A 24,007-nucleotide genomic window follows, 5' to 3' on the forward strand; every position below is an offset into this window, starting at 1 on the left:
CCGCCCCGCCCGGGCGTCCCGCCGGGTCAGCGCGGCGCGAGACCGTGGAGGGCGTAGTCGACGAGCGTGTCGGTGTACGCGTGGGAGATGGGGGCCGTGTGCTGGAGCCAGCGCTGGGCGAGCGGCGAGACGAAGAGCTCCAGGGCGATGCGCGGGTCGACGTCCGGGCGGACCTGGCCGGCCTCCTGGGCGGAGCGCAGCCGGTCCACGTAGAGCTGGAGGGAGGGCTCCAGCAGCTTGGCGACGAAGACCCGGCCGAGCTCCTCGTTGACGACGCCCTCGGCGGCCAGGGCGCGGGAGGGGGCCTCGAACTTCGGGTCGCGCAGTTCGTCGACGGTGGCCCGCAGCACGGCCTTGAGGTCGGCGGCGAGGTCGCCGGTGTCCGGGATCGCGTACGACTGCGGCTCACCGGCCCATCCGGCGGGCCGCTCCGCGGACGGGCCGGCGGACTGCTCCGCGGCCCGGGCCGCCTGGTCGCTCAGGTCGAGGAAGGCCTCCAGCAGGACGTCCGCCTTCGACGACCACCAGCGGTAGATCGTCTGCTTCCCGACGCCGGCGCGGGCGGCGATGCCCTCGATGGTGGTCTTCGGATAGCCGACCTCCACGACGAGCGCGAGGGCGGCCTCGTAGATGGCACGGCGGGACCTCTCGCTGCGGCGGGAGGTGTCGGGGCGGCGGGGCGCGTCGGGGCGGGGCGGGGTCTTCTGGTCGGCCATGGGCCGAATGTATCAGGTTGACAAGACGGAGCGTCTCGCCACACAGTGGAGCGGACGAATAAGCGAGACGATACGTATCGTCCGCTTGAGATGCCGGGCACCGGCCGGAAGGAGTTCCGTCATGACCCGAGGTGGAGCCGGAAACATGCTGGGCGTCGGCGGCACCCGCCGGCACCTCGGCCGCAAGGCCCTGCGCGGCGGCGGGGGCGGGGGCGGCCGGGCCGGCGGCGGTCTCGACGACCCCCAGGCCCAGAAGCGGGAGCTGCTGCGCAAGCTGCGGGAGAAGCGAGAGGAGAACGGGAGGGGCGGCGGGAGCGGCAAGAACGGCGGGCCGTCCTGAGCGGGGATTCCGGGGCGGCGCGGACGTCGCTGGGCCGGGCGGTCGCCCTACCGGTGGTCCGCCGGCGGCCAGGGGTCGCCCCAGTCCGCGTCACGGGCCGCCTTGTAGAGATCACCGTGGCGTTTGGTGACCGTGGCCCGGCGGAGCGCCGGTTCGGTCTCGCAGAGGTCGAGCAGGACCTGGCCCTTGCGGATCTGCGGCCTGCGGACCACGCGGGACGGGGCCGGCGCGACCGGGAAGCGGGCCGCCGCGACGTAGCTGAACTTCTCGTCCTCGTAGGCGAGGGAACCGCCCTTGACCTGGCGGTGCAGGGAGGAGCGGCTGACCCGGGCCGAGAAGTGGCACCAGTCCGCGCCGGGCGCGATGGGGCAGGAGTCGCTGTGCGGGCAGGGGGCGGCGACCCGGAAGCCCGCGGCGACCAGGCGGTCGCGGGCCTCGATGACCCGGGCGTAGCCGTCGGGGGTGCCCGGCTCGACGATCACGACGGCCTGCGCGGCGGACGCGGCGGCGTCGACGAGGGCGGCGCGGTCGGGTGCGCTCAGCTCGTTGAGGACGTAGGAGACGGTGACCAGGTCGGTGCTCTCCAGGGTGAGCGCCGCCCCGATGCGGGAGCGCCGCCACGTGACGTCCTCGAGAGCGGGGTCGGCGGCGGCGATCTCCCGGCCGAGGGCGAGCGCCGGCTCGGCCCAGTCGAGCACGGTGACCGGGCGGACACCGCCCCACGTGGCGCTGACGGCCCAGGTCGCCGCGCCGGTCCCGCCGCCGACGTCGACATGGCTGCCGGGCGCCCAGGCAGGCGCGGCCCGTGCGAACGCCGCGAGCGCCGACCGCACCGCCTCGAAGGTCGCGGGCATCCGGTAGGCGGCGTAGGCGACCACGTCCGCGCGGTCCCGGAGGATCGGCGCGTCGGTCGGGGTGGCGCCCCGGTAGTTGGCGATCAGCCGCTCCACGGCCTGCGCGGCCTGCCGCGGCGGCAGCCCGTCGAGCAGCCCGGCGAGGGCGGCACGCAGGGTCTCGGCTGGGGATGCGGGGGCGGTCACCCGGTGATTCTACGGGGGTGACGCCCGCACGAGCGCCGCCCCCTTTCGAGGGCCCCGCCCCCGGGGCACTGCCCTCACCTCCCCCTCACCTCCCCCTCACCGCCCGCGCCACCCGGCTGCCCGCCGCCGCGCGCGGCGCGTTGTCCGGCCGGCGCCGGCGGGGGTGCACCGTGTTCGCCAGCAGCACGAGGAACGTGTCCGTCGCCCGGTCCAGGACCAGCATCGTGCCCGTGAAGCCGGTGTGCCCGGCCGCTCCCCGCCCCGCCAGCTCCCCCATGAACCAGGGCTGGTCGAGGGCGAAGCCCAGCCCCGGCGGGGCCAGGAGCAGCTCCACGGAGTCGGGGCCGAGGAGGCGCGCGGTCCCGTACGCGCCGCCCGCCAGCAGGGCGCGGCAGAACACGGCCAGGTCCCGCCCGGTGGAGAACAGCCCCGCGTGACCGGCCACGCCGCCCAGCGCCCACGCGTTCTCGTCGTGGACGACCCCGCGCAGCATCCCCCGGTCCGCCTTGGCCCACGGCCGCCGCTGGTCCTCGGTGGCCGCCGCGCCCGGACACGGGCCGAAGCGCGTCGCGGTCATGCCCAGCGGGCGGGTGATCCCGTCCCGGACGAGGACGTCGAGGGTGCGGCCGGTGACGCGTTCCAGGACGTGCTGGAGGATCAGCATGTTCAGGTCGGAGTAGCGGTACGCGCCGGGCACGCCCACCGGTGGCTCCGCCCGCAGCCGGGCCAGCCGTTCCCCGTCGTCGGCGCAGTCGTACAGGGGGAGTTCGGGCCGCAGGCCGGAGGTGTGCGTGAGCAGCTGCCGTACGGTGACGCCGTGCCGGGCGGCGGCGTGGAACTCCGGGAGGTGGACGCCGACCCCGGTGTCGAGGCCGAGCGTGCCCCGCTCGATCTGCTGCACGGCGGCGACGGACGTGAACAGCTTGGTGAGGGAGGCCAGGTCGAAGGGCGTGCCGACGGTCATCGGCACGCGGGAGGCGGCCGGCAGCTCCACGCCCGCGTCGGTCCGCGGGTCGTACGCGGCGTACCGCACGGCCCAGCCCGCCGCCTCCTCCAGGGGTGTGACCCAGATAGGGGTCAAAGGGGCAACGAACTGATCTTGAAGACCTGGCGGGCATCCGGTCTCACGCGGTGCTGTCGGCTTCCTCGGCGAGGATGCGGTAGACGGTGGCGACCGAGGGGTGTTCGCCCTTGTTCTTACCCGAGGTGATGACGAGCTTCTGGGCGATCTGCGGGACGGGGACGCCGTTGGTCCGCAAGGACCGGGCGTAGGCTGCCATGTCGTCGTCGACGACCTTGGGCCTGCCTCCGTGTCGGCCGCGTTCGCGGGCGGATGCCTGGCCTTCGAGGGACTTCTCCCGGATGTACTCGCGCTCGGACTCGGCCATGCCGGCGAAGAACGCGAACAGGGCGGCGCCGTGTCCGGACGGGTCGTAGACGCCCTGGAGGGGGCCGGTGAGGAGTTCCAGTTCGATGCCGTGGTGGCGCAGGTCCTCGGCGATGGCCAGTAGTTCGGCGGCGCCGCGTCCGAGGCGCTTCATCTCGTGCACGGTGAGGATGACACGCTGGTGGGGGACGGCCTTCTTGATGGTACGGGCGAAGTCCATCGCCTTGACGAACTCCGGCCTCACCTTGATGCGGGTGCTGATCTTCTCGGAGAACACCGGGTCGCACCCGGCCTCGGCAAGCGCGTCGAGCTGGCTCTGGAGCTCCTGCTGGGCGGTGCTGCACCTCGCGTAACCCACCCTGGTGGGCTTCGTCGCGGCCTCCGGCACGGCGGCGTTGACGGCGGGGCCCCTCTCCCACGCGCGGCCGGGGCCGCGGTCGGCGGGGGTCTTCACCTCCAGCTCGGCGCGGAGGTGGGGGACGAGCATGAAGCGCGGGGTGTGGTACTTCGGGGCGACTTTGCCGCCGCGGGTGCGGCAGGTGCTTCCGGCGGGCACGTCACAGGTGGGGCAGTCGAACTGTTCGACGGCGGCGGCCGGTTCGGCGGGGTCTGGCATGTCGCAGAACCTGTCGCGAGGGGCTTTGTGCGAAGGCTGTTTTGCGAGAGGTTGTGAGGACGAGGATCAGGGGCAAACCGGACATGGTCCGGCGGGGGTCTCCGGTCTCTCAGAACTACTCATTTCTGGGAACGCCGTTCTGGGGTATGCGCCGCCAATTCTCCGTTGCGCCCTTCACAGGGGCGCTATTACGTCATACGATGCATCGCATGACGAATCAAAGACGTGATCGGGAGGGACTGGCGCGGTTCGGTGAACCGGGTGCCCTGGTGCTGCTCTCACTCAGCGACGGGCCAAAACACGGTTACGCCATCACCGCTGACGTGAAGGAGCAGACCGGGGTGCAACTGGGTCCGGGCACGCTGTACGGCTCGTTGAGCAAGCTCGTCGACCGCGGGCTGATCGTCGCACTGCCCAGCGAAGAGCGCCGGCGCCCGTACGAGATCACCCCGGCCGGGCGGGAGGCCCTGGCGGCGCACCTGGAGAGCTGGTCGCGCGTAGTGAGCACCGGAAGGCGGCGACTGGGATGGACATGAGGGATCTGCTCGTGGCGCTGCACCCGAAGCCGTGGCGCGTGCGCTACAGCGAAGAGTTCCGCGCCCTCCTCGACGACACCGACCTCACTCCGCGCACTCTGCTCGATGTGGTAGCCCACGCCGTCACCCAGCAGGTGCGGGCACGCTTCACACTGGTGCTGGTCATCGTGGCGATCGTGACGTCCACCATCGTCTCCCGCCTCGCGCTGCAGGCCGGACTGACGGACAACATCCTGTGGGCCCCCACTACACCGCGTCGAGCGCTGGCACTGTCGGCCACCCTCGCTCCCTGGGCCGGGCTGCTGGTCCGCACCTATCGTCGCCGTAAGCTGGCCGGGAAGGACTGAGCCCGTGCTCATCGCCGTCATCTGCGTCTTTCTCGCGCTTGTGGTCTGCTCAGTGGTGTGCGTGGTCTCGCCGAGGTCCCGGCGCTGGGTCCTCAGAGTGGCCGCGATGCTTGTCGGTGGACTTCTGGCGGTTTACCTGGTTGCCCGGGGAATCGCCGAGTTCTTCATCCTCGACTACTCCGATCCAGAGAGCTATGCACAGGACTGGGGCGGCCCACACCTGCTGGGCGTCCTCGCCGTGCACTCCGGCCCCGGTCTGCTCGTCCTGGGCGCAGCAGCTGCCTATCTCCTTCGGCGCCGCGCCCACCAGCGTGCCGCCGTGCAACAGCCACAAGACCACCAGTCCACCGAGGTATAGGAACCGACGAGTGACTGGCCCGAGCCGCCCACGCGCCGACTGCGACGGCCCCGCCGGGCACTCAAGTCTTCAAGATCGACTCATTGCCCCTTTGACGCGTATCTGGGTCACACCCCCTCCACGGCCAGTACCGGGCCGCGCCCGGCGACCACGACGGCACCCGCGGCCCAGGGGCGTTCACCGGTGGTGAGGACGCGGACGTCCTCGACGAGACGGCGCAGCTGCCGGGGATCGAGTCCGGCCCGCTCCGGTGTGTCGCTGCGCAGTCCCGGCACGCTCAGCCGCCCTCCCCGATCCTCTCGGCCTTCCCGGCGTTCCCGGCGTTCCCGGCGTTCTCGGCGTTCTCGGCGTTCTCGGCGTTCTCGGCGCTTCCCGCGCGGACGGGCTCCCCGCCCGCCGCGGTGGTCCGCCCCTCGCGGGGACGGCACATTCCCGCGAAACAGGCCAGTGCCACCAGCGCCGCGACCAACTGGACGACGGCCATCGGCACGGCGGTGTCCTCCCCGGCGATGCCCACGAGCGGGGAGGCGATCGCGCCGATGAGGAAGGAGGAGGTGCCCAGCAGCGCGGAGGCGGAGCCGGCGGCATGCCGTACCCGCATCAGGGCGAGGGTCTGGGTGTTGGGCAGGGTGATGCCCATGGCCGACATCAGCACGAACAGCGCGGCGGCGACCGGTACGAGCCCCACCTCGCCGAAGACGCCCAGGGACATCAGCAGCAGCGCGGTGGCGGCGGCGATGACGACCGCGAGGCCGATGCCGAGCACCCGGTCCAGGCCGACCCTGCCGACCAGCACCTTGCCGTTGACCTGTCCGACGGCGACCAGGCCGATGGAGTTGAGGCCGAACAGCAGGCTGAACGTCTGCGGGGAGGCGCCGTAGATCTCCTGGATCACGTACGGCGAGGCGGAGACGTAGGCGAACAGCGAGGCGAAGGCGAAGCCGCCGGCGAGCATGTATCCGGTGAAGGCGCGGTCGGCGAGCAGGGTCCGCATCGAGCCGAGGGCGTCGCGGACGCCGCCGCCGTGACGTTCGGCCGGCGGCAGGGTCTCGGGGAGCTTCGCCCAGACGATCCCGCCCAGCAGCGCCCCGACCACCGTGAGGATGACGAACACGCCCCGCCAGTCCGTCACCCGCAGGACCTGTCCGCCCACGAGCGGCGCGACGATGGGGGCCACGCCCGAGATCAGCATGAGGGTGGAGAAGAAGCGGGCCATGGCCACGCCGTCGTACAGGTCGCGGGCGACGGCCCGGGCGATGACGATGCCGGCCGCGCCCGCGAGGCCCTGCACCAGGCGGAGGGCGACGAGGAGTTCGACGGTGGGCGCGAGCGCGCACAGCACGGTGGCGACGACGTAGACGGCGAGGCCTGCGAGCAGCGGGCGCCGCCGTCCCCACCGGTCGCTCATCGGGCCGACCACGATCTGCCCGAGGGCCATGCCGGCCAGGCAGGCGGTGAGGGTGAGCTGGACGGTGGCGGCGGGTGCGCGCAGGGCCTCGCTGACCTCCGGCAGCGCGGGCAGGTACATGTCCATCGCCAGCGGGGGCGTGGCGGTGAGGCCGCCGAGGATCAATGTGACGAGCAGACTGGTGCGGCGGGCGCCGCGCAGCGCGTCGACGGCCGGTTCCGCCGCCGGCCCGGTCTTCTTCCGTGATGTCCCGTGTGGGGTCTTTTGCACTGTCTCCTGTGGCGTGTTCGGTATCGATGCCCCGCGTTCGGGCATGTGCCCCTCCCTTTTCGACGGATCCGGCACCTATGCTCTCAGCTCGTGCCGGGGACCCACAGGACGACCTGTGGGGATGTGTATGAACGTGTACGAACGTGAGCGAGGGCGGGGACGGGATGTCGGAACGGACAGTGCGCTGGGGAATCCTGGCGACCGGTGGGATCGCGGCGGCGTTCGCGGCGGACCTCGTCGACCTGCCGGACGCGGAGGTCGTGGCGGTGGCCTCGCGGACGGAGGAGTCGGCGCGGGCGTTCGCCGAACGGTTCGGGGTGCCGCGGGCGTACGGCGACTGGGCGGGACTGGCGGCGGACGAGGACGTCGACGTCGTGTACGTGGCGACCCCGCACGCGGCGCACCGGGCGGCGGCCGGCCTGTGCCTGGAGGCGGGCCGGAACGTGCTGTGCGAGAAGCCGTTCACGCTGAACGCGCGCGAGGCCGCGGAGCTGGTGACGCTGGCTCGGGCGCGTGGCCGCTTCCTGATGGAGGCGATGTGGATGTACTGCAATCCGCTGGTGCGCCGGCTGAAGGAGCTGGTGGAGGACGGGGCGATAGGCGAAGTGCGCACGGTGCAGGCCGACTTCGGGCTGTCCGGGCCCTTCCCGCCCTCGCACCGGCTGCGGGACCCGCAGCAGGGCGGGGGCGCGCTGCTCGACCTCGGCGTGTATCCGGTGTCGTTCGCGCAGTTGCTGCTCGGGGAGCCGTCGGACGTGGCGGCGCGAGCGGTGCTCTCGCCGGAGGGCGTCGACCTCCAGACGGGTGCGCTGCTCTCCTGGGAGAGCGGCGCCCTCGCCTCGGTGCACTGCTCCATCGTCGGGGGTACGGCGACGTCGGCGTCGGTCACCGGCTCGCTGGGCCGCATCGACCTCCCGTCCGGCTTCTTCGACCCGGACCGGTTCGTGCTGCACCGCGACGGCCGCGATCCGCAGGAGTTCGCGGCCGGTCCGGCCGACGGTCCCCGGGCCGGCTTCCGGCACGAGGCCCGGGAGGTGATGCGGGCGCTGCGCGCCGGGGAGACCGAGTCCCCGCTCGTCCCGCTCGACGGCACCCTCGCCGTGATGCGGACGCTCGACGCGATCCGTGACCGCGTCGGCGTCCGCTATCCGGCCGAGGCCGCCGAAGCCGGGGCCGGCGGCGCCGGCGCGGCGGAGGGCGCCGTCGTCACGCCGGCTTGAGGCCCTGGTCGCCCACCTCCGTCACGAAGGAGGCGGCGGTGGTGAGCGGCGCGCCCTGCGTGGTCACGTGGGACACCGTCTTGTAGTCGGCCCGCGCCAGTTCCCGGCCGAGGGACACCGTCACGTAGCCGCGCAGTCCGCTGAAGAACCTCAGGTGCGGGTTGGCGGTCATGAGGGTGTTCCAGTTGGACGGCTTCTCCGAACCGTCGCGGCCGCTGGTGACGGACGTGGTGACGAGCTCCGTGCCGATGGTCCTGGAGCCGGGGTCGGAGAAGTCGCGCTTGATGTCGAAGGCGTAGTGCACGTGCACGTCGCCGGTGAGGACCATCAGGTTCTCGACGCCGGCGGCCTGCGCGCCGGCCAGCACCCGTTCGCGGGAGGCCGGGTAGCCGTCCCAGGAGTCCATGGAGACCTTGGACGGCAGGGTGGTGGAGTTGTACCGCCGGGAGAAGGTGACCTGCTGGGGCACCACGTTCCACACCGCGTCCGACCGGTGCCAGCCGTTGATCAGCCAGCGCTCCTGGGCGTCGCCGGTCAGGGTGCGGGCCGGGTCCTCCGACTCGGGGCCGGGGTACTGCCAGCCGTCGCCGTAGGCCTGGTCGGAGCGGTACTGGCGGGTGTCGAGCACGTCGAACTGCGCCAGCCGGCCCCAGTGCAGGCGGCGGTAGAGCTTCAGGTCGGGGCCCTCGGGCAGCTGGGGGCGGCGCAGCGGCATGTTCTCCCAGTAGGCCCGGTAGGCGGCGGCCCGGCGCAGCAGGAACTCCTCCGGCGGGACGCTGTTCTCGGGGGTCTCGTCGGCGTAGTTGTTCTCGGTCTCGTGGTCGTCCCAGGTGACGACGAAGGGGTGCGCGGCGTGCGCGGCCCGCAGGTCGGGGTCCGACTTGTACAGGGCGTACCGCAGGCGGTAGTCCTCCAGCGTCACCGTCTCGCGGTTGAACACCGCGGGCAGGGTGCCGGTGGGGTAGGCGCGGGAGCCGCCCGCGGAGTTGACGGCGTACTCGTAGAGGTAGTCGCCGAGGTGGAAGACGACGTCCACGTCCTCCTCGGCCAGGTGCTTGTAGGCCGTGTAGTAGCCCTCGTCGTACTTCTGGCAGGAGACCAGGGCGAAGTCGAGGCCGGCGGCCCGGTTGCCGCGGGCGGGGGCGGTGCGGGTGCGGCCGGCCGGGCTGATCCAGCCGCCCACGCGGAAGCGGTAGTAGTACACGTGGCCGGGCGCGAGGTGGCCGACCTCGACGTGCACGGTGTGGTCGTACTCCGGGTGGGCGGTGGCCCGGCCTCGTCTGACGACCCGGCGGAACCGCTCGTCCAGGGCCAGTTCCCAGGTGACGGTGACGCGTTGGGCGGGCAGTCCGCCGTCGGGCTGGTACGGGGCGGGGGCCAGGCGGGTCCACAGCAGGACGGAGTCGGGCAGCGGGTCGCCGGAGGCGACGCCGAGGGTGAACGGGTCGTCGGTGATCCGGGCGGCGTCGAGTTCGGCGGCGCCCGCGACGCCCGCGGCCGGCAGGTTCACCGCGAAGGCGAGCGCGGCGGCGGCGCCGGTGGTGGTCAGGAAGCGGCGGCGGCCGAAGTGCCGTGCGGCGGCGCGCAGTTCCGGGGTGTGCTGTGACGGACGGTCTGCGGGTGTCATCCGGTCCTCCCCTGGCGAACCTCATGAATAGGTGCAAGGGGCATTGGATTCGCCGGAGACGACCGCCGATTGGCACGTACACAACATCCGCATGGCGGTCGGATGAGTTCCGGATGGCGGACCCTCCCGTACGCTGCGGGCGCATGAATGCCATGCAAACGAACCGGCCGGACACCGGCTCCCGGATCGCCGTGGTGACCGGCGCGGGGTCCGGCATCGGCCGCGCGGTCGCCGTCGAACTGCTGCGCGCGGGCTGGTCGCTGGCCCTGGCGGGCCGCCGCCCCGGGACGCTGGAGGAGACGGCCGCCCTCGTGCCGGACGGCACCGCCCTCACCGTCCGCGCCGACGTGTCACGGCCCGAGGACGTGACGGCCCTGTTCGACGCCGTGCGCGACCGCTTCGGACGGCTGGACCTGCTGTTCAACAACGCGGGGACGTTCGGGCCGGGCGGCGTGCCGGTCGAGGAGCTGTCCTACGACGCCTGGCGGCACGTGGTGGACACCAACCTCAACGGGGCGTTCCTGTGCGCGCAGGCGGCGTACCGGCAGATGAAGGAGCAGGACCCGCGCGGCGGCCGGATCATCAACAACGGTTCGGTCTCGGCGCACGCACCCCGTCCGCACTCGGTGGCGTACACCGCGACCAAGCACGCGCTGACGGGACTGACCAAGTCGCTGTCGCTGGACGGCCGGCGCCACGGCATCGCGGTGGGCCAGATCGACATCGGCAACGCGGCGACCGACATGACGGCGCGGATGCGGACGGGCGCCCTCCAGGCCAACGGCGAGATGGCACCGGAGCCGGTGATGGACGTCGCCGACGTGGCCCGCACGGTGCGGCACATGGCGGAGCTGCCACTGGAGGCCAACGTGCAGTTCGCGACGGTACTGGCGACGGCGATGCCGTACATCGGACGGGGCTGAGGCGGCGCCGCCCCGCCCCGCGGACGCGCGCCCTCTTCGATCCACACAAGCGGATTTCTAACTTCCGCCCCGTTTCGGCCGGTGACAGGCTTATGCTCGACCCCCTCGCACCAAAGCTTCACACTCGGAACACCGTTTTCCCGCAAGCCATACCGAGGGGGGAGACGGCAGCCGTCCCACCGCCCCGGCCGGGGAGGGGACCCGCGGGACCGCGGGCACGCGCCGGTGCGCGGGACGGCTGCCGCACACGCCGCCCCGTCGCGTCCCGCCCCGCCCCGTCCCGCCGTATCGCGTCGCACGAGGGCGCGTGGGGGCGCGCGGGCGGTTGCCGGTAGGCGGGACGGGGAGGCGGCCCTTCGGAGTCGTGCGAGGGCGCGCCGGACGGCCCGTACGGGCTCCTCACCGTCCGCCCCCCAGCCCGGCGGCTGCCCGTCGGCGTCCCGTCACTCCCCGCCGATCGCCCGGCACCCGAAACCGGGGGCGCTCACCTCGGTACCGCCGCGTCCCAGCATGCGCGCGGTTTCCATGCCCGGAACGCCAGGAGCCGGAGCGCGCCAGGGCAAGGCCCTCGGGAACCCTTTTCCGCGGTGCCGGGCCCTCGGGTCTCCGGATCCGGAACCGGACCCCCGGCTCTCGGCTCCGGCCGTCAGGCCTGACCGGTCTCGAAGCGGGAGATCCGGCCGTCCTCGTCGACGGTGAAGCTCCACCGGGTGCGCATCTCGCCCCAGGTGTCGTTGCGGTAGTGGGCGAGCAGGGCCCGGCCGCCGTCGGACTCCCGGTCGACCTCCAGATGGCCGTTGGAGGAGAAGATCTCCCGGTCGATCCAGTCGTCGAGGTCGCGGTCCAGGCCGTCGTCGGCCATGGTGGCGCCGGGCGCGAGCAGCGCCAGGAAGGCCTCGCGGTCATGGGCGTTGACGGCGGCGACGAAGGCGCGGACGGCGGGGTCGCTGAGACGGGTGGTCTGAATCGTCATGCCGGTCAGCGTCACACCGGCCACCGGGCCCCGCCACCCGAACGGCACCCAGGGCGAGCCCGCCGGGCGCCTGCGGTGCGACGGTGGAGGGGCGAGGGAACCGCCGTCCGCCGAGGGAGCCGACGTGAACCGTTACGACCGACGTGATCTGGGACTGCTGCTGCTCCGTCTGGGCACCGGCGGCGTGCTGGCCGCGCACGGGGCGCAGAAGCTGTTCGGCTGGTTCGGGGGCGGCGGCATCGAGGGCACCGGCCAGGCCATGGAGTCGATGGGCTACGCGCCGGGCCGGGCGAGCGCCATGGCCGCGGGTCTGGCGGAGACGGGCGGGGGCGTGCTGCTCGCTCTCGGCCTGGCCACCCCGGCCGCGGGCGCGGCGGCGGCCGGCGCGATGGCGGGCGCCGCCGCGGTGCACGCCCCGAACGGCTTCTTCGCCCAGGCCGGGGGGTACGAGTACGCGGCGTCCCTCGGCCTGACCGCCGCCGGCCTCGCCGTCACCGGGCCCGGCCGCCTCTCCGTGGACCACGCGTTCGGCCACGCGGTCAACCGCGGCTGGATGGTGCCGGCGGCGTTCGCGGCGGTGGCCGCGGGCACGGCGCTGGTGATCGGGGCGCGGAGCCGGCGGCTGCGGCGGGCGGCGGAGGGCGCGCAGGAACCCCTGTTCGAGGAATGACCCGCCGGTTCCCCCGCGCACCCGGCCGCCCGCGTGGCAGGCTGCCCCGCATGAGCGACCGCACCAGCCCCCTCCCCGCCCCTGCCCCCGCCCCGGCCGGCCCCGGCCTCTGGGACACCGTCGACGCCCTGTGGCGGTGGCTGGAGGCGAGCCGGCCGGCCGACGGCCAAGAGGAGGTGCTGCTGCGCGTGCTGAAACTGTCGGAGGAGGTCGGCGAGGTCTCCCAGGCGGTGATCGGCGCGACCGGCCAGAACCCGCGCAAGGGCGTCACCCACACGTGGGAGGACGTCCAGTCCGAGCTCTGCGACGTGGCGATCACGGCACTGGTGGCCCTGCGCACACTCACCCCCGAGGCACGGGAGGTCTTCACCCGCCACCTCGACCGGGTCAGGGAACGCTCGCTGGGCGGCTGAGCGGGGGGCGGGGGCGGGCCGCGGGGGGCTTGCTTGCCGTTCCCCGTACCGCCGTACGGCAGGGTGCCGGTGACGCCGGGAGGGGTCCGAGGGCCGTACGGCCGGGCCCGGCCCGGAGGTCGGCGGGGGAAGCGGGAGGCAGACGAGTCGGGCTGTACGCCGGGTTCTGTTCCGGTGGGTCCTCGCGGGCCCGCCGGCGACGGCCATCCATCTAGGACCGGCGTTGCCGCCGGCCTCGTGCGGTCTACCCGCGGACTCGGGCGGGCAGCCCTCGAACGTCCGCGCAGAAACACCGGGGGTGTTTCCTTTTGACCTTGCTCCGGGTGGGGTTTACCTAGCTGCCCAGGTCACCCTGGGCACTGGTGGTCTCTTACACCACCGTTTCACCCTTACCGAGGACCGAGGTCCCCGGCGGTCTGCTTTCTGTGGCACTGTCCCGCGGGTCACCCCGGGTGGCCGTTAGCCACCACCCTGCCCTGTGGAGCCCGGACGTTCCTCGGGAAGCCCCCTGAGGGGACTCCACGCGGCCGTCCGCCCGGCTCGTCTGCCGTGCCGACCATGGTACCCGGCGGACCTCCCGCCCCGGACCGGCGGTGGCCGCCGCGAGGACCGGGGCGGTCGGGGGCAGCGGCGGGCGGTTCGCCCCTTGACCTTGCCGCGACGTCAACGTCTGTACTGGGGTCATGCGGATCGGAGAACTCGCCGGCGCCGTCGGCGTCACCACGCGGACCGTGCGGCACTACCACCATCTCGGCCTGCTGCCCGAACCGGAGCGGCGGCCCAACGGCTACCGGCACTACACGCTGCGGCACGCCGTCGTCCTCGCCCGCATCCGCCGGCTGACCGAGCTGGGCCTGGGTCTGGCCGAGGTGCGGGACGTGCTCGCGGACGACGCCGGGAAGGACCTGGAGGAGGTGCTCACCGAGCTGGACGAGGACCTCGCCCGGCAGGAGGCGGACCTGCGCGCGCGGCGGGCCGGGCTGCGCGCGCTGCTGGAGGCGGAGGGCGGGCTGCCCGCCGAGGGGCCCGTCTCGCCGGAGCTGGCCGCGCTCCTCGCCGGGACGGCCCACCTGTCGGACTCCCCCATGGCGGCCAAGGATCGCGAGATCATCGCGTTCCTGGAGACCGCGGCGCCGGAGCGGGCCCGGCAGCGGATGGCGTCGGCGCTGGGTGAGGCCCTGGGGAGCCCGGAGGCGGTGGCGCGGGCGGGCGCGGCGTACGCGCTGCTCGACGCGCTCGCGGACGCGGCGCCGGACGACCCGCGTGTCGAGGAGGCGGCCCGGGCGCTGGCCGGCTGCGTTCCGCCCGGCCTGGTCCCGGACCCGGTGGTCCTCGACCACGACGGCGGTTTCCTGCGCGCCTTCTACGCCGATTTCGCCCCGGCCCAGGCGGAGGCCGTCCGCCGTGCGCTGGAGACGGTGGCCCGGAGGACGGGTGGCGCCGGGGAGGACGAGGGGCCCGGGAAACCCGGGAAACCCGGGAAACCCGGGAAACCCGGGAAAGGGGAGGGGGCATGAGGGTGGCCCGCGCGCTCGTCCGGCACGAACTGCGGATGCTGGCGAGTCTCGCGCTGTGGGCGGCGCGGCGCACGCACGGCACCGGGGGCGGGCGGGCGTTCGGGTACGCGCGGGGGCAGGGCGCGACGACGTGGGGGCTCGCGTTCGTGTGCGCGGTCGAGACGGTGGGGATGTCCGTGCTGCTGCGGGACCTGCCGGTCGCGCACGCGGTGGTGCTGGTCCTGGACCTGTACACCCTGCTCTTCGTCGTCGGCCTGCACGCGGCGTCCGTGGTCCGTCCGCACGTGCTCGGCTCCGGCTTCCTGCGGATCCGTCAGGGTCTCCACACGGACCTGCGCGTCCCGCTGGAGCGGATCGCCTCCGTCCGCCGGGAGCTGCGGACCACGCACCGGCGGGCCGAGGGCGAGCTCGACCTGGTCGTGGACTCCCGGACCTCCGTCACGCTGGAACTCGCCGAGCCCGTCACCCACGTGTCCCTCCTCGGCCGCCGCCGCCCGGTGCGGACGGTCCGTTTCCACGCCGACGACGCCGACGACCTGGTCCGCGCCCTGGCCGTGGGGACCGGCACCCACCGGTGAGCGCCCCGTACGCTGGCACGGAGCTCGATCGAAGGAGTACCTGTGCTTGTCCTGCTGCCGCCGTCCGAGGGGAAGGCGCCGTCCGGTTCCGGGGCCCCGCTGAAGCCGGAGTCGCTGTCGCTGCCGGGGCTGGCCGCGGCCCGCGCGGCGGTCCTCGACGAGCTGGTCGAGCTGTGCGCCGGCGACGAGGACAAGGCGCGCGAGGTGCTGGGGCTGAGCGAGGGGCTGCGCGGCGAGGTCGCGAAGAACGCGGAGCTGCGCACGGCGGGGGCGCGTCCCGCCGGGGAGGTCTACACGGGGGTGCTGTACGACGCGCTGGACCTGGCCTCTCTCGACGCGGACGCCCGGCGGCGGGCCGCCGGCTGTCTGCTGGTGTTCTCGGGGCTGTGGGGCGCGGTCCGGGTGACCGACGAGATCCCCTCCTACCGCTGCTCGATGGGCGTGAGGCTGCCCGGTCTCGGTCCGCTGGCCGCGTACTGGCGGGTGCCGATGGCGCGGGTGCTGCCGGAGGCGGCCGGGGACGGGCTGGTGCTGGACCTGAGGTCGTCGGCGTACGCGGCGGCGTGGAGGCCGGCGGGCGAGGTGGCCGGGCGGACGGCGACCGTACGGGTGCTGCACGCGCCGACCCGGAAGGTGGTCAGCCACTTCAACAAGGCGACCAAGGGGCGGATCGTGCGGAGCCTGCTCACGTCCGGGGCGGCGCCCGGGGGTCCGGCGGAGCTGGTGGAGGTGTTGCGGGACCTCGGGTACGAGGTGGAGGCCGAGGCGCCCGCGAAGGCGGGGAAGCCGTGGTCGCTGGATGTGCTGGTGACCGAGGTCCACTGACCGGCACCACCACGCGTTGCACATTGTGCAACGACCTTTGCGCAGGGTGCATGCCTGTGGGCACGATGAGGCCATGACCTCACCAGTGCCCCGGCTCTCCCCCGCCGCGTCCCCCGCCGCGGCCCCCGGCCCGGCCGTCTCCGTCCTGGACCTCGCGCCCGTCGTGCCCGTCGTCGTCCTGGACGACGCGGCCGACGCCGTACCGCTCGCGCGGGCGCTGGTCGCCGGGGGACTGCCCGCGATCGAGGTGACCCTGCGCACGCCGGCCGCGCTCGACGCGATCCGGGCGATCTCCGAGGGCGTCCCGCGGGCCGTGGTCGGCGCGGGCACGGTGATCACGCCGGGCCAGGCGGCGGACGCGGTGGCGGCCGGGGCGCGCTTCCTGGTCAGTCCGGGCTGGACGGACGCGCTGCTGGAGGCCATGCGTGCCTCGGGCGTGCCGTTCCTGCCGGGGGTGTCGACCACCTCGGAGGTGGTGGCGCTGCTGGAGCGCGGGGTGCGGGAGATGAAGTTCTTCCCCGCCGAGGCCGCGGGCGGCACGACGTACCTGAAGTCGCTGGCCGGTCCGCTGCCGCAGGCCCGTTTCTGCCCGACCGGCGGGATCGGCGCCCACTCGGCGCCCGCGTACCTGGCGCTGCCCAACGTCGGCTGTGTCGGCGGGAGCTGGATGCTGCCGGGGGACGCGGTCGCCGCCCGGGACTGGGAGCGCGTGCAGGAGCTGGCGCGGGAGGCGGCGGCGCTGCGCTCAGCGCAGGTGTGAGGTGTCGTTGAACAGCCGGACGCTGGCGCCGCCGTCCCGGTAGTACGCCACCGCCGACAGCGAGGCCGCCGACAGCTCCATGCGGAACAGGGCCTCGGGCGGGGCGCCCAGGGCGAGCCGGACGAACGTCTTGATCGGCGTCACGTGGGAGACCAGCAGGACGGTGCGGCCCGCGTACCGCGCGACCAGCCTGTCGCGGGTGGCGGCGATGCGGGCGCCGGTCGCCGCGAAGCTCTCGCCGCCGCCGGTCGGCTCGGCGTCCGGGGAGGCCAGCCAGGCGTTCAGGTCGTCCGGCCAGCGCTCGCGCACCTCGGCGAAGGTGAGCCCCTCCCAGGCGCCGAAGTCGGTCTCGCGCAGGCCGTCCTCGACGGTGACCTCCAGCCCGAGGCGGGCGGCGACGATCGCGGCGGTCTGACGGGTGCGGGCCAGCGGCGAGGTCACGATCGCCTCGATCGTGCCGCGCCGGGCGAGGGCCGCGGCGGCCCGCTCGGCCTGCTCCCGGCCGGCGTCGGACAGGGAGGGGTCACTGCCGCCGCTGCCGGAGAACCGCTTCTGCGGGGTGAGCGGGGTCTCCCCGTGCCGCAGCAGGACGAAGGTGGCGGGGGCTCCCATGTCGGGGGGACCCCAGCCGGGGGCGGCGACCGTCCGGGCGGCCCGTACGTCCGTCCGGACGGCCTCGGACCGATCGGCGGTATCGGAGGGGCCGGCGGTGTCGGAGGGGCCGGCGTCCTCGGCCGGCTCCGACGGGCGCCACCGCTCGCCGCGGCCGCCCGCGTCCATCGCCTCGTTGGCCAGCCGGTCCGCGTGCTTGTTGCTCTCGCGCGGGATCCACTCGTACGTCACCCGCCCGGGCGGGAAGACGCGCGCCGCCTCGGCCGCGAGCGGCTTCATGGCGGGGTGCTTGACCTTCCAGCGGCCCGACATCTGCTCGACGACCAGCTTGGAGTCCATCCGGACGCGGACGGCGGCCGACGGGTCCAGTTCGCGGGCGGCGCGCAGGCCGGCCAGCAGGCCGCGGTACTCGGCGACGTTGTTGGTGGCGACGCCGAGGTACTCGGCCGTTTCGGCGAGGATCTCCCCCGTCACCGCGTCCCGCACCACCGCGCCGTACCCCGCGGGTCCCGGGTTGCCCCGCGACCCGCCGTCGGCCTCGACGACGAACTCCCGCACCGCCACCGGCCCCTACAGTCCGGAGTCGGCGGTGCGCACCAGGATGCGGCGGCAGTTCTCGCACCGCAGCACGGTGTCGGGCGCCGCCCGGCGCACCTCGTTCAGCTCGGTGATGGCCAGTTCCTGGCGGCAGCCCTGGCAGGTGCGCTGGTACAGCTTGGCCGCACCGATACCGCCCTGCTGCGCGCGCAGCTTGTCGTACAGCTTGAGCAGGTCGGCGGGGACCGAGCCCGCGACGACCTCGCGCTCCTTGGTCACCGAGGCCACCTCGCCGTCGATCTCCCCGGCGGCGGTGTCCCGGCGCCCGGTCGCGTCGTCGATCTTGGCCTGGACGGCGGCGACCCGCTCGGTCAGCTCGGCGACCCGCCCCTGCGCGGACTCGCGGCGCTCCATGACCTCCAGGACGACGTCCTCCAGGTCGCTCTGCCGCTTGGCGAGGGAGGCGATCTCGCGCTGGAGGTTCTCCAGGTCCCTCGGGGAGGAGACGGCGCCGGAGTCCAGGCGCTGCTGGTCGCGGGCGGCGCGCTTGCGCACCTGGTCCACGTCCTGCTCGGCCTTGGTCTGCTCGCGGGCGCAGTCGCTCTCCTCGGTCTGCGCGGCCACCAGCAGGTCGCGCAGTTGCGTGAGGTCCCGGGTCAGCGCGTCGATCTCGGCGTGCTCGGGCAGCGACTTGCGCTTGTGGGCGAGCTGCTGGAGGCGGACGTCGAGGGCCTGGAGGTCGAGGAGTCGGATCTGGTCGGCGGGCGCGGCGTTCAGTTGGGGGCTCCCATGGGGCTAGTGGTCGGGGTGGACGCCGCGTGGGCGGTCCAGGGGTCGGTGACCGTCTTGGAGACGTGGACCCTCAGGTCCCATCCGTTGCGGTCGGAGATCTCGTCGAGCTGGCTCGCGGCCAGTTCGCACCAGGGCCATTCGGTGGCCCAGTGCGCCGCGTCGAGCAGCGCGAGGGGACGGGGGGCGAGGTCCGCCACGGCCTCGGAGGCCGGGTGGTGGCGCAGGTCCGCGGTGAGGAAGGCGTCGACGCCGGCGGCCCGGACGTGGGCGAAGAGGCTGTCGCCGGAGCCGCCGCTGACGGCGACGGTGCGCACGAGCGCCCCGGGGTCGCCGGCGACCCGGATGCCCTGCGCGGTGGCGGGCAGGCGCTCGGCGGCGCGGGCGGCGAGCTCGCGTACGGTCAGCGGGTGGTCCAGCTCGCAGACGCGGCCCAGGCCCCGGCGGCCCTCGGGGTCGCTCGCGTCCGGCACGAGGGGCCCTACGACGCGCAGGTCCAGGGCGCCGGCCAGCGCGTCGGAGACGCCCGGGTCGGCGGTGTCGGCGTTGGTGTGGGCGACGTGCAGCGCGATGTCGTTCTTGATCAGCGTGTGCACCACACGGCCCTTGGCGGTGGAGGCCGCGACCGTCGTCGTGCCCCGCAGGTAGAGCGGGTGGTGGGTGACGAGCAGGTCGGCGCCCAGCCTCACCGCCTCGTCGGCGGTCTCCCGGACCGGGTCCACGGCGAACAGGACGCGGGTGACCTCCTGGTCCGGGTCGCCCACGACGGTGCCGACCGCGTCCCAGGACTCGGCCCGCTCGGCGGGCCACAGGTTCTCCAGCGCGGCGATGACTTCTGACAGACGGGGCACGGGAGCAAGGCTACCTGCCTGTTCTGCGCCGTCGTACCGGTACCGCCGGGCCGCTGCGGCACAGCACAGCCGTTCCGGTTCCCTCGCACGAATCACCGCCGTGCCATCCATATGTGTGAAGCGCGCGACCGCCGCCGCCCCGTCCGCACGCGCGAAAACTAGCTTCCTCACAGGAGGTGACCGTGCGATGACAGCGTGTGCCATCGAGACGTCGACGGGGTTCGGGGAAGGCGGGACGCCACGGGCGGGCTGTGCCATCACCGCCGACGGCGCCTACGCCGCCCGGCTGGCCCTCAGCGGCGGCTGCCGGTACCCGGAGCGCTGGACGCTGGACGGCCCGGAGCCGTACGCCGTTCCCCTGCCCTCCCGCCAGCCGGAGGAGCCCGGCACCGAGGTGCAGCCGATGAGTGACGGCCGGGTGCTCGTCCACCGGACGGCGGCCGGGCGGCACCTCTTCGCGCTGCTGTACCCGACCGGCCCCGGCACCGGCGAGCTGCCGCTCGGTGCCGTGGCGTGCGCGGAGGAGGGCGCCCGGCTGCGGCTGCTGCCGCCGGCCCCGGGCGGCACGCGGGCGTACGCCCTCGCCACCGGCCGGTACACGACGTCGGTGTGGCTGGTGGCGGGCGGCGCGGACGGACCCGAGCGGCTCGCCGAGATCCACGGGCGCTGCTCGGGCGGCGTGTGGCTGGACCGTGCCGGGCGGATGCTGGCGGTGGACCGGGAGGCGGGCGGGTGCACCAAGGCGGTCGTCGTGGACCTGGCGCGCGGCGGCGAGGTCTCCCCGCTGCTGCAGATCGCCCCCGGCAGCGACGACCGGGTGCTGCTGGCCGATCCGGACAGCGGACTGCTGCTGGTCCGCTCGGACGCCCCCTCGCCCGGGCGGCCCCGGCTGGGCTGGGGGGTGCTGGGGAGCGCCCTGCCGGTGCGCTTCCCGGAGTGCCTGCTGCTGCCGGACTGCGCGGTGACGCCGTTCGCGATCCAGCCCGGCCAGGCGCTGACGCCGGAGGGGTGCGCGGTGGCGCTGCGCATCGACGGCGCGTTCGGCAGCTGGGTCGGGGTGTGGCGGCCCGCGGAGCGGCGGGTGCACCACCTCCCGGCGCCCCAGGGGTGGCTGGCGGGCGCCGGGCTGTGGACCGCGGACGGGGCGCTGTGCCTGCCGTACGCCACGGCCGCGGTGCCGTGCGGCCTGGCCCGGCCGGCGGTGCCCGCGCCCCGCGAGGACCGGGGCGGGGAGGCGGGCCGCGCCCGGAGCGCGGGTCCGGGGACTGCGGTCCGGGGCGGTACGCAGCCGTCGTCGGCGCCGGCGGCCCCGTTCCCCGCGCCGGGCGGGGGTGCGGAACCGGTCTCGCCGGGCAGGCCCTCGGGGCCGGCGCCGGGCGGGCGCGCGGAAGCGGCGGGGGGCGGATACGCGGAGGCGGCCCCGGGCGGGCCCGCGGAACCGGTCCCGAACGGGTACGCGGAACCGGTCCCGGACACGGAGGCCGATCCTGCGGTGCCCGCCGCGGCAACGCGTCCGATGCCGTTGCAGCAAGCGCTGTTGGGGCGGCTTGTAACGAAGTAGTGCCGGTTGGCGCGGCCGTCTGGATTCGGCCCGAGGTGTGCCGGTTACACTCGCCCGGCCATAGGGAAGATCATGTTGACGGGGTGAGTTCCTTCCGATGAGCGACGCCAGCGCGAACCAGCCGATGACGGCCGACGGTGCCGACGTTCAGAAGATCGCCGCCGGCCGGGGCCGGCACCGCGGCCCGGTCTGCGGCCACGACCGCGAGACGGCTCCGCGAGGCCGCCACCGCAAGCCGGCCGAAGAGGCCGGCCCGGCGGCCTGAGGCACACCGGGGCGCACGGCGACGGCCCGGCCGTCATCGCGACGGCCGGGCCGTCGCCGTGTGCCCGCAGGGCGTGAAAGCCCGCGGCCGGGACGTCAGCGGTACCCGACGGCGGTGCCGGCGAGGACGGGCGCGTCCTCCCGCCCGACGACGGTCACCGCCATGCGGATCCGCCCCTCCCGTCCCTGTGGCCGCTGCCGCCACATGCGTATCCGTAGTGTCTCCCCCGGGTACACGACCCCGGCGAAACGCGTGGTGTACGACCGGACGCGGCCCACGTCCCCGTCGAGCAGCGTGTCGACGGCCGCCTTCAGCGCCATGCCGTAGGTGCACAGCCCGTGCAGGACGGGGCGGCCGAACCCGGCGCGCGCGGCGAACCCCGGGTCGGCGTGCAGGGGATTCCGGTCGCCGGTGAGGCGGTACAGGAGGGCCTGGTCCTCGCGCACGGCCCGTTCCACGACCGCGTCGGGCGGACCGGCGGGCGGTGCGGGGCGGCCGGACGGCCCGCGGTCACCTCCCCAGCCGCCTTCGCCCCGCATGTGGGCGAGCGCCTCCTCGGTCCACAGCGGCCCGTCGGCGTCGGCGGCCTCGGTGCGCAGGACCAGCAGGGCCGCCGTGCCCTTGTCGTGCACGGCGGTGACGCGGGAGACGGCGGTCGCGGTACCCCGGACCGGGACCGGGCGGTGCAGCGTCAGCGACTGCCCGGCGTGCAGGACGCGGGCCGGGTCGACGTCGGCACCCGGCACGGACAGCGCCCGGATCACACCGGGCGGGCCGCCGCCCGCGACGGTGGCGAAGCTGGGCAGGACGTGCAGCCGGGTCTCCAGGGTGTAGCGCAGTTCCCGGGGGTCGGTCGCGGGCACCCCGGCGCCGATGCCGAGGTGGTAGAGCTGGACGTCGCCGGGGCCCCAGGCGATCTCCCGGGAGACGGGGGCGGCGGCGAGTGCCGTGGCTGCGTCGAGGGGCATGAGGCTCCTGGGGCGGGTGGGTTCGGGGAGGCCGGGACGCCCCCGGAAGGACCGGAGTCGTCCGGGAGGTGCCGCAGGGGCCGGGGGTGGCGGGGCATCGGAAGCCGGGGGTACCGGAAGCCGGGGGTGCCGGCGGCCGGAGGCGCCGGGGGCCGGAGCTGCCGGGGAGCCGTCCTCACTCCGGTCGGCCGCCGCTCCCGCCGGCCGCGGTCCGCCTCGGCAGCCAGAGCCACATCAGCAGCGCCCCGGCGACGAGCACCCACGCCCCGGCCCGGAACGCCAGCGCGTACCCCTGCGTGAGCGCCTGGGGCGTGTCGCTCCCCGCCGACCGTGACGCCGCCACCGTCGACAGGACGGCGAGCCCCAGGGAGCCGCCCATCGTGCGGGAGGTGTTGACCAGGCCCGACACCAGCCCGGCCTCCCCCGGTGCCGCCCCGGACGTGGCCAGCGCGGCCAGCGGGGTCGCGGTGAGTCCCGCGCCGAGCATCATGAGGATGCCCGGGAACATGACCGAGGTCGGATACGCCCCGTCCGCGCGCATCGCCGACTGCCAGGCGAAGCCGGCCGCCGCGACCAGCGTGCCCAGCACGGCCAGGTTCCGCTCCCCGGTCACCGCCATGAGGCGGGGCGCGAGCTTGGATCCCAGGACGACCGCGAGCGAGCTCGGCACCAGCGCGGCCCCGGCCTCCAGCGGCGTGTAGCCGAGCACGTTCTGCGCGTACAGCGTCATGAAGAACCACATGGAGAACATCGCCGACCCGCACAGGAACATCGCCGCGTTCGCCGAGGCCACCGTCCGCAGCCGCAGCAGTCCGAGCGGCATCAGCGGCGCCGCCGTCCGCGCCTCGACGACGAGGAACAGCCCGACGAGGGCGAGGCCGGCCACCAGCGGCACCAGCGTGGCGGCGGCCGTCCACCCCCGTGTCTCGGTCTGCGAGATGCCGTACGCCAGGGTCGCCAGGCCGGCCGTCACCAGCAGCGCGCCCGGCAGGTCCAGGCGCCGCCCGTCGCCCGCGCGGCTCTCCGGGAGCCAGCGCAGGGAGCCGAGCAGCACCACCGCGCCCACGGGCACGTTGATCAGCAGCACCCAGCGCCAGGACAGTCCGTCCACCAGTACCCCGCCGACCAGTCCGCCGGCGGCGCCGCCGCCCGCCCCGACGGCCGTCCAGGTGGCGATGGCCCGGGCCCGGGCCGCCCCTTCCGGCACGGCCGCGGTCAGGATCGTCAGCGTCGAGGGTGCCAGCACCGCGGCGCCCAGCCCTTGCACCGCCCGGGCCGCCAGCAGCTCCCACTCCTCCCGGGCCAGCCCGCCGCCGAGCGAGGCCAGGGTGAACAGCGCGAGTCCGGCCAGGAACATGCGCTTGCGGCCGTACAGGTCCCCGGCCCGGCCTCCGAACAGCATGAACCCGGCGAAGGCGATGGCGTAGGCGTTCACCACCCACTGCAGGCCGGGTCCGCCCAGGCCGAGGTCGGCCCGCATCGCCGGCAGGGCGACGTTGACGACGGAGACGTCGAGCACGACGAGGAACTGACCGGCGCAGGCGAGCGCCACGACCAGCCAGGTGGGGGGCGCGGTGCGGCGGGGCACGCGGGTGGCGGCGCGGGCGGTTTCGAGCATGGGAGTCATGGTCTCAACCCGCTCGTGGTCCCGCACCGGTATTTCACCGCACCGGGGTCCCGTTCCGCGGGCGCGGGCCGGGGCACGGGCCGGGCGGGACGGCCCGTCCGGAGTCCGCGCGGGAGCCCATCCGGGGTCCGTCCGCCCGGGGTCCATCCGGGGTCAGTCCGGGGTCCGTCCGGGGTCCGTCCGCCCGGAGCGGGAGGCCGGCGGGTATGACAATACGTCAGATTCTCATGGAAGGGTCAAAAATTCGTTAGGATGTCAAAGCAACGGAATAGT

At 74.5% G+C, this 24,007-nt stretch carries 26 protein-coding genes, 1 other RNA gene and 1 pseudogene; 14 read left to right on the forward strand and 14 right to left on the reverse strand.

Annotation, left to right across the window (positions count from 1 at the left end):
• Positions 1–26: 26 nt before the first annotated feature.
• Positions 27–716 (reverse strand): TetR/AcrR family transcriptional regulator, encoded by a 690-nt coding sequence (locus ACSU6Z_RS07870; protein WP_437044181.1) that lies wholly within the window; start codon positions 714–716, stop codon positions 27–29.
• Positions 717–837: 121 nt separating this feature from the next.
• On the opposite strand from ACSU6Z_RS07870, the gene ACSU6Z_RS07875 reads away from it, so the two are divergent.
• Positions 838–1,056, forward strand: a complete 219-nt coding sequence (locus tag ACSU6Z_RS07875; protein ID WP_437044183.1) for a DUF6243 family protein — start codon at positions 838–840, stop codon at positions 1,054–1,056.
• Between the two features lie 47 nt (positions 1,057–1,103).
• On the opposite strand, the gene ACSU6Z_RS07880 is transcribed toward ACSU6Z_RS07875, so the two are convergent.
• From ACSU6Z_RS07880 to ACSU6Z_RS07890, 3 genes are all read right to left on the reverse strand, one after another.
• The gene (locus tag ACSU6Z_RS07880; protein WP_437044185.1) at positions 1,104–2,096 is read right to left on the reverse strand and encodes a small ribosomal subunit Rsm22 family protein; all 993 of its coding nucleotides are present in this window, start codon (positions 2,094–2,096) and stop codon (positions 1,104–1,106) included.
• 85 nt (positions 2,097–2,181) lie between these two features.
• Complete coding sequence (locus ACSU6Z_RS07885) at positions 2,182–3,177, reverse strand: serine hydrolase domain-containing protein (protein ID WP_437044187.1); 996 nt, start codon at positions 3,175–3,177, stop codon at positions 2,182–2,184.
• Positions 3,178–3,220: 43 nt separating this feature from the next.
• Positions 3,221–4,099, reverse strand: a complete 879-nt coding sequence (locus ACSU6Z_RS07890; protein WP_437044189.1) for a recombinase family protein — start codon at positions 4,097–4,099, stop codon at positions 3,221–3,223.
• A gap of 209 nt (positions 4,100–4,308) precedes the next feature.
• Between ACSU6Z_RS07890 and ACSU6Z_RS07895 the strand changes: the two genes are divergently transcribed.
• The 3 genes from ACSU6Z_RS07895 to ACSU6Z_RS07905 are packed head-to-tail and all read left to right on the forward strand — an operon-like array spanning position 4,309 to position 5,340.
• The gene (locus ACSU6Z_RS07895; RefSeq protein WP_437044191.1) at positions 4,309–4,635 is read left to right on the forward strand and encodes a PadR family transcriptional regulator; all 327 of its coding nucleotides are present in this window, start codon (positions 4,309–4,311) and stop codon (positions 4,633–4,635) included.
• Positions 4,626–4,982 carry a hypothetical protein gene (locus ACSU6Z_RS07900; protein WP_437044193.1) on the forward strand — a complete coding sequence of 119 codons (357 nt, stop codon included), beginning with the start codon at positions 4,626–4,628 and terminating at the stop codon, positions 4,980–4,982. Before ACSU6Z_RS07895 ends, ACSU6Z_RS07900 begins: the two co-directional genes overlap by 10 nt.
• 4 nt (positions 4,983–4,986) lie before the next feature.
• Positions 4,987–5,340, forward strand: a complete 354-nt coding sequence (locus ACSU6Z_RS07905) for a hypothetical protein (protein ID WP_437044195.1) — start codon at positions 4,987–4,989, stop codon at positions 5,338–5,340.
• 116 nt (positions 5,341–5,456) lie between these two features.
• Here the strand turns inward: ACSU6Z_RS07905 and ACSU6Z_RS07910 are convergent.
• A pseudogene (locus ACSU6Z_RS07910) lies at positions 5,457–5,621 on the reverse strand (esterase); the annotation flags it as partial.
• Positions 5,618–7,063 (reverse strand): multidrug effflux MFS transporter, encoded by a 1,446-nt coding sequence (locus tag ACSU6Z_RS07915; protein WP_437044197.1) that lies wholly within the window; start codon positions 7,061–7,063, stop codon positions 5,618–5,620. The gene ACSU6Z_RS07915 and the pseudogene ACSU6Z_RS07910, both read right to left, overlap by 4 nt.
• Before the next feature lie 119 nt (positions 7,064–7,182).
• On the opposite strand from ACSU6Z_RS07915, the gene ACSU6Z_RS07920 reads away from it, so the two are divergent.
• On the forward strand, positions 7,183–8,238 hold the full coding sequence (locus tag ACSU6Z_RS07920; RefSeq protein ID WP_437044199.1) for a Gfo/Idh/MocA family protein: 1,056 nt from the start codon (positions 7,183–7,185) through the stop codon (positions 8,236–8,238).
• Here the strand turns inward: ACSU6Z_RS07920 and ACSU6Z_RS07925 are convergent.
• On the reverse strand, positions 8,225–9,865 hold the full coding sequence (locus tag ACSU6Z_RS07925) for an alkaline phosphatase D family protein (RefSeq protein ID WP_437044201.1): 1,641 nt from the start codon (positions 9,863–9,865) through the stop codon (positions 8,225–8,227). The genes ACSU6Z_RS07920 and ACSU6Z_RS07925 overlap by 14 nt on opposite strands.
• Positions 9,866–10,008: 143 nt before the next feature.
• Here ACSU6Z_RS07925 and ACSU6Z_RS07930 point away from each other — a divergent pair, with 143 nt between their 5' ends.
• Positions 10,009–10,788 carry an SDR family oxidoreductase gene (locus tag ACSU6Z_RS07930; protein WP_437044203.1) on the forward strand — a complete coding sequence of 260 codons (780 nt, stop codon included), beginning with the start codon at positions 10,009–10,011 and terminating at the stop codon, positions 10,786–10,788.
• Between the two features lie 646 nt (positions 10,789–11,434).
• Here ACSU6Z_RS07930 and ACSU6Z_RS07935 read toward each other — a convergent pair.
• Positions 11,435–11,761: a nuclear transport factor 2 family protein gene (locus ACSU6Z_RS07935; protein WP_365644302.1), complete on the reverse strand. Its 327-nt coding sequence runs from the start codon at positions 11,759–11,761 to the stop codon at positions 11,435–11,437.
• A gap of 124 nt (positions 11,762–11,885) precedes the next feature.
• Here ACSU6Z_RS07935 and ACSU6Z_RS07940 point away from each other — a divergent pair, with 124 nt between their 5' ends.
• Positions 11,886–12,431, forward strand: a complete 546-nt coding sequence (locus tag ACSU6Z_RS07940) for a DoxX family protein (protein WP_437044205.1) — start codon at positions 11,886–11,888, stop codon at positions 12,429–12,431.
• A 50-nt stretch (positions 12,432–12,481) separates the two neighbouring features.
• On the forward strand, positions 12,482–12,844 hold the full coding sequence (locus ACSU6Z_RS07945) for a MazG-like family protein (RefSeq protein ID WP_437044207.1): 363 nt from the start codon (positions 12,482–12,484) through the stop codon (positions 12,842–12,844).
• A gap of 139 nt (positions 12,845–12,983) precedes the next feature.
• Here the strand turns inward: ACSU6Z_RS07945 and rnpB are convergent.
• Positions 12,984–13,387, reverse strand: an RNA gene (gene rnpB, locus ACSU6Z_RS07950) — RNase P RNA component class A.
• A gap of 140 nt (positions 13,388–13,527) precedes the next feature.
• On the opposite strand from rnpB, the gene ACSU6Z_RS07955 reads away from it, so the two are divergent.
• The 4 genes from ACSU6Z_RS07955 (at position 13,528) to eda (ending at position 16,524) form a co-directional block, all read left to right on the forward strand.
• Positions 13,528–14,361 carry a MerR family transcriptional regulator gene (locus ACSU6Z_RS07955; RefSeq protein ID WP_437044209.1) on the forward strand — a complete coding sequence of 278 codons (834 nt, stop codon included), beginning with the start codon at positions 13,528–13,530 and terminating at the stop codon, positions 14,359–14,361.
• Positions 14,358–14,939, forward strand: a complete 582-nt coding sequence (locus ACSU6Z_RS07960) for a hypothetical protein (protein WP_437044211.1) — start codon at positions 14,358–14,360, stop codon at positions 14,937–14,939. Before ACSU6Z_RS07955 ends, ACSU6Z_RS07960 begins: the two co-directional genes overlap by 4 nt.
• A gap of 42 nt (positions 14,940–14,981) precedes the next feature.
• The gene (gene yaaA, locus ACSU6Z_RS07965; RefSeq protein ID WP_437044213.1) at positions 14,982–15,764 is read left to right on the forward strand and encodes a peroxide stress protein YaaA; all 783 of its coding nucleotides are present in this window, start codon (positions 14,982–14,984) and stop codon (positions 15,762–15,764) included.
• Positions 15,765–15,837: 73 nt separating this feature from the next.
• On the forward strand, positions 15,838–16,524 hold the full coding sequence (eda, locus tag ACSU6Z_RS07970; RefSeq protein WP_437044215.1) for a bifunctional 4-hydroxy-2-oxoglutarate aldolase/2-dehydro-3-deoxy-phosphogluconate aldolase: 687 nt from the start codon (positions 15,838–15,840) through the stop codon (positions 16,522–16,524).
• Here the strand turns inward: eda and ACSU6Z_RS07975 are convergent.
• Genes ACSU6Z_RS07975 through ACSU6Z_RS07985 form a run of 3 tightly spaced genes read right to left on the reverse strand, consistent with a single transcriptional unit; the run spans position 16,510 to position 19,313 of the window.
• Entirely contained in the window at positions 16,510–17,694 is a 1,185-nt protein-coding gene (locus tag ACSU6Z_RS07975) for a bifunctional RNase H/acid phosphatase (protein ID WP_437050224.1), read from the reverse strand. The two genes, eda and ACSU6Z_RS07975, sit on opposite strands and share 15 nt — an antisense overlap.
• 12 nt (positions 17,695–17,706) lie before the next feature.
• Positions 17,707–18,450 carry a zinc ribbon domain-containing protein gene (locus tag ACSU6Z_RS07980; protein WP_437050226.1) on the reverse strand — a complete coding sequence of 248 codons (744 nt, stop codon included), beginning with the start codon at positions 18,448–18,450 and terminating at the stop codon, positions 17,707–17,709.
• Positions 18,447–19,313, reverse strand: coding sequence for a Nif3-like dinuclear metal center hexameric protein (locus ACSU6Z_RS07985; RefSeq protein WP_437044217.1), 867 nt, complete (start codon positions 19,311–19,313; stop codon positions 18,447–18,449). Before ACSU6Z_RS07985 ends, ACSU6Z_RS07980 begins: the two co-directional genes overlap by 4 nt.
• 187 nt (positions 19,314–19,500) lie before the next feature.
• Between ACSU6Z_RS07985 and ACSU6Z_RS07990 the strand changes: the two genes are divergently transcribed.
• Positions 19,501–20,874 (forward strand): hypothetical protein, encoded by a 1,374-nt coding sequence (locus ACSU6Z_RS07990; protein ID WP_437044219.1) that lies wholly within the window; start codon positions 19,501–19,503, stop codon positions 20,872–20,874.
• Between the two features lie 97 nt (positions 20,875–20,971).
• Positions 20,972–21,139: a hypothetical protein gene (locus ACSU6Z_RS07995; RefSeq protein ID WP_437044221.1), complete on the forward strand. Its 168-nt coding sequence runs from the start codon at positions 20,972–20,974 to the stop codon at positions 21,137–21,139.
• A 95-nt stretch (positions 21,140–21,234) separates the two neighbouring features.
• On the opposite strand, the gene ACSU6Z_RS08000 is transcribed toward ACSU6Z_RS07995, so the two are convergent.
• Positions 21,235–22,107 (reverse strand): MaoC/PaaZ C-terminal domain-containing protein, encoded by an 873-nt coding sequence (locus ACSU6Z_RS08000; RefSeq protein ID WP_437044223.1) that lies wholly within the window; start codon positions 22,105–22,107, stop codon positions 21,235–21,237.
• Between the two features lie 175 nt (positions 22,108–22,282).
• Positions 22,283–23,734, reverse strand: coding sequence for an MFS transporter (locus ACSU6Z_RS08005; protein WP_437044225.1), 1,452 nt, complete (start codon positions 23,732–23,734; stop codon positions 22,283–22,285).
• Between the last annotated feature and the right edge of the window lie 273 nt (positions 23,735–24,007).

It is taken from the genome of Streptomyces sp. enrichment culture (genome assembly GCF_964273145.1).
Taxonomy (GTDB): Bacteria; Actinomycetota; Actinomycetes; order Streptomycetales; family Streptomycetaceae; genus Streptomyces.

What these genes read in the sequence shown, in the direction of transcription:
- ACSU6Z_RS07925 (WP_437044201.1), bottom strand. Translation starts at nt 9,865, where the DNA reads ATGACACCCGCAGACCGTCCGTCACAGCACACCCCGGAACTGCGCGCC.
- eda (WP_437044215.1), top strand. Translation starts at nt 15,838, where the DNA reads ATGACCTCACCAGTGCCCCGGCTCTCCCCCGCCGCGTCCCCCGCCGCG.
- ACSU6Z_RS07890 (WP_437044189.1), bottom strand. Translation starts at nt 4,099, where the DNA reads ATGCCAGACCCCGCCGAACCGGCCGCCGCCGTCGAACAGTTCGACTGC.
- ACSU6Z_RS08000 (WP_437044223.1), bottom strand. Translation starts at nt 22,107, where the DNA reads ATGCCCCTCGACGCAGCCACGGCACTCGCCGCCGCCCCCGTCTCCCGG.
- ACSU6Z_RS08005 (WP_437044225.1), bottom strand. Translation starts at nt 23,734, where the DNA reads ATGACTCCCATGCTCGAAACCGCCCGCGCCGCCACCCGCGTGCCCCGC.
- ACSU6Z_RS07870 (WP_437044181.1), bottom strand. Translation starts at nt 716, where the DNA reads ATGGCCGACCAGAAGACCCCGCCCCGCCCCGACGCGCCCCGCCGCCCC.
- ACSU6Z_RS07935 (WP_365644302.1), bottom strand. Translation starts at nt 11,761, where the DNA reads ATGACGATTCAGACCACCCGTCTCAGCGACCCCGCCGTCCGCGCCTTC.
- ACSU6Z_RS07920 (WP_437044199.1), top strand. Translation starts at nt 7,183, where the DNA reads ATGTCGGAACGGACAGTGCGCTGGGGAATCCTGGCGACCGGTGGGATC.
- ACSU6Z_RS07945 (WP_437044207.1), top strand. Translation starts at nt 12,482, where the DNA reads ATGAGCGACCGCACCAGCCCCCTCCCCGCCCCTGCCCCCGCCCCGGCC.
- ACSU6Z_RS07990 (WP_437044219.1), top strand. Translation starts at nt 19,501, where the DNA reads ATGACAGCGTGTGCCATCGAGACGTCGACGGGGTTCGGGGAAGGCGGG.
- ACSU6Z_RS07875 (WP_437044183.1), top strand. Translation starts at nt 838, where the DNA reads ATGACCCGAGGTGGAGCCGGAAACATGCTGGGCGTCGGCGGCACCCGC.
- ACSU6Z_RS07915 (WP_437044197.1), bottom strand. Translation starts at nt 7,063, where the DNA reads ATGCCCGAACGCGGGGCATCGATACCGAACACGCCACAGGAGACAGTG.
- ACSU6Z_RS07960 (WP_437044211.1), top strand. Translation starts at nt 14,358, where the DNA reads ATGAGGGTGGCCCGCGCGCTCGTCCGGCACGAACTGCGGATGCTGGCG.
- ACSU6Z_RS07955 (WP_437044209.1), top strand. Translation starts at nt 13,528, where the DNA reads ATGCGGATCGGAGAACTCGCCGGCGCCGTCGGCGTCACCACGCGGACC.
- ACSU6Z_RS07995 (WP_437044221.1), top strand. Translation starts at nt 20,972, where the DNA reads ATGAGCGACGCCAGCGCGAACCAGCCGATGACGGCCGACGGTGCCGAC.
- ACSU6Z_RS07900 (WP_437044193.1), top strand. Translation starts at nt 4,626, where the DNA reads ATGGACATGAGGGATCTGCTCGTGGCGCTGCACCCGAAGCCGTGGCGC.
- ACSU6Z_RS07930 (WP_437044203.1), top strand. Translation starts at nt 10,009, where the DNA reads ATGAATGCCATGCAAACGAACCGGCCGGACACCGGCTCCCGGATCGCC.
- ACSU6Z_RS07895 (WP_437044191.1), top strand. Translation starts at nt 4,309, where the DNA reads ATGACGAATCAAAGACGTGATCGGGAGGGACTGGCGCGGTTCGGTGAA.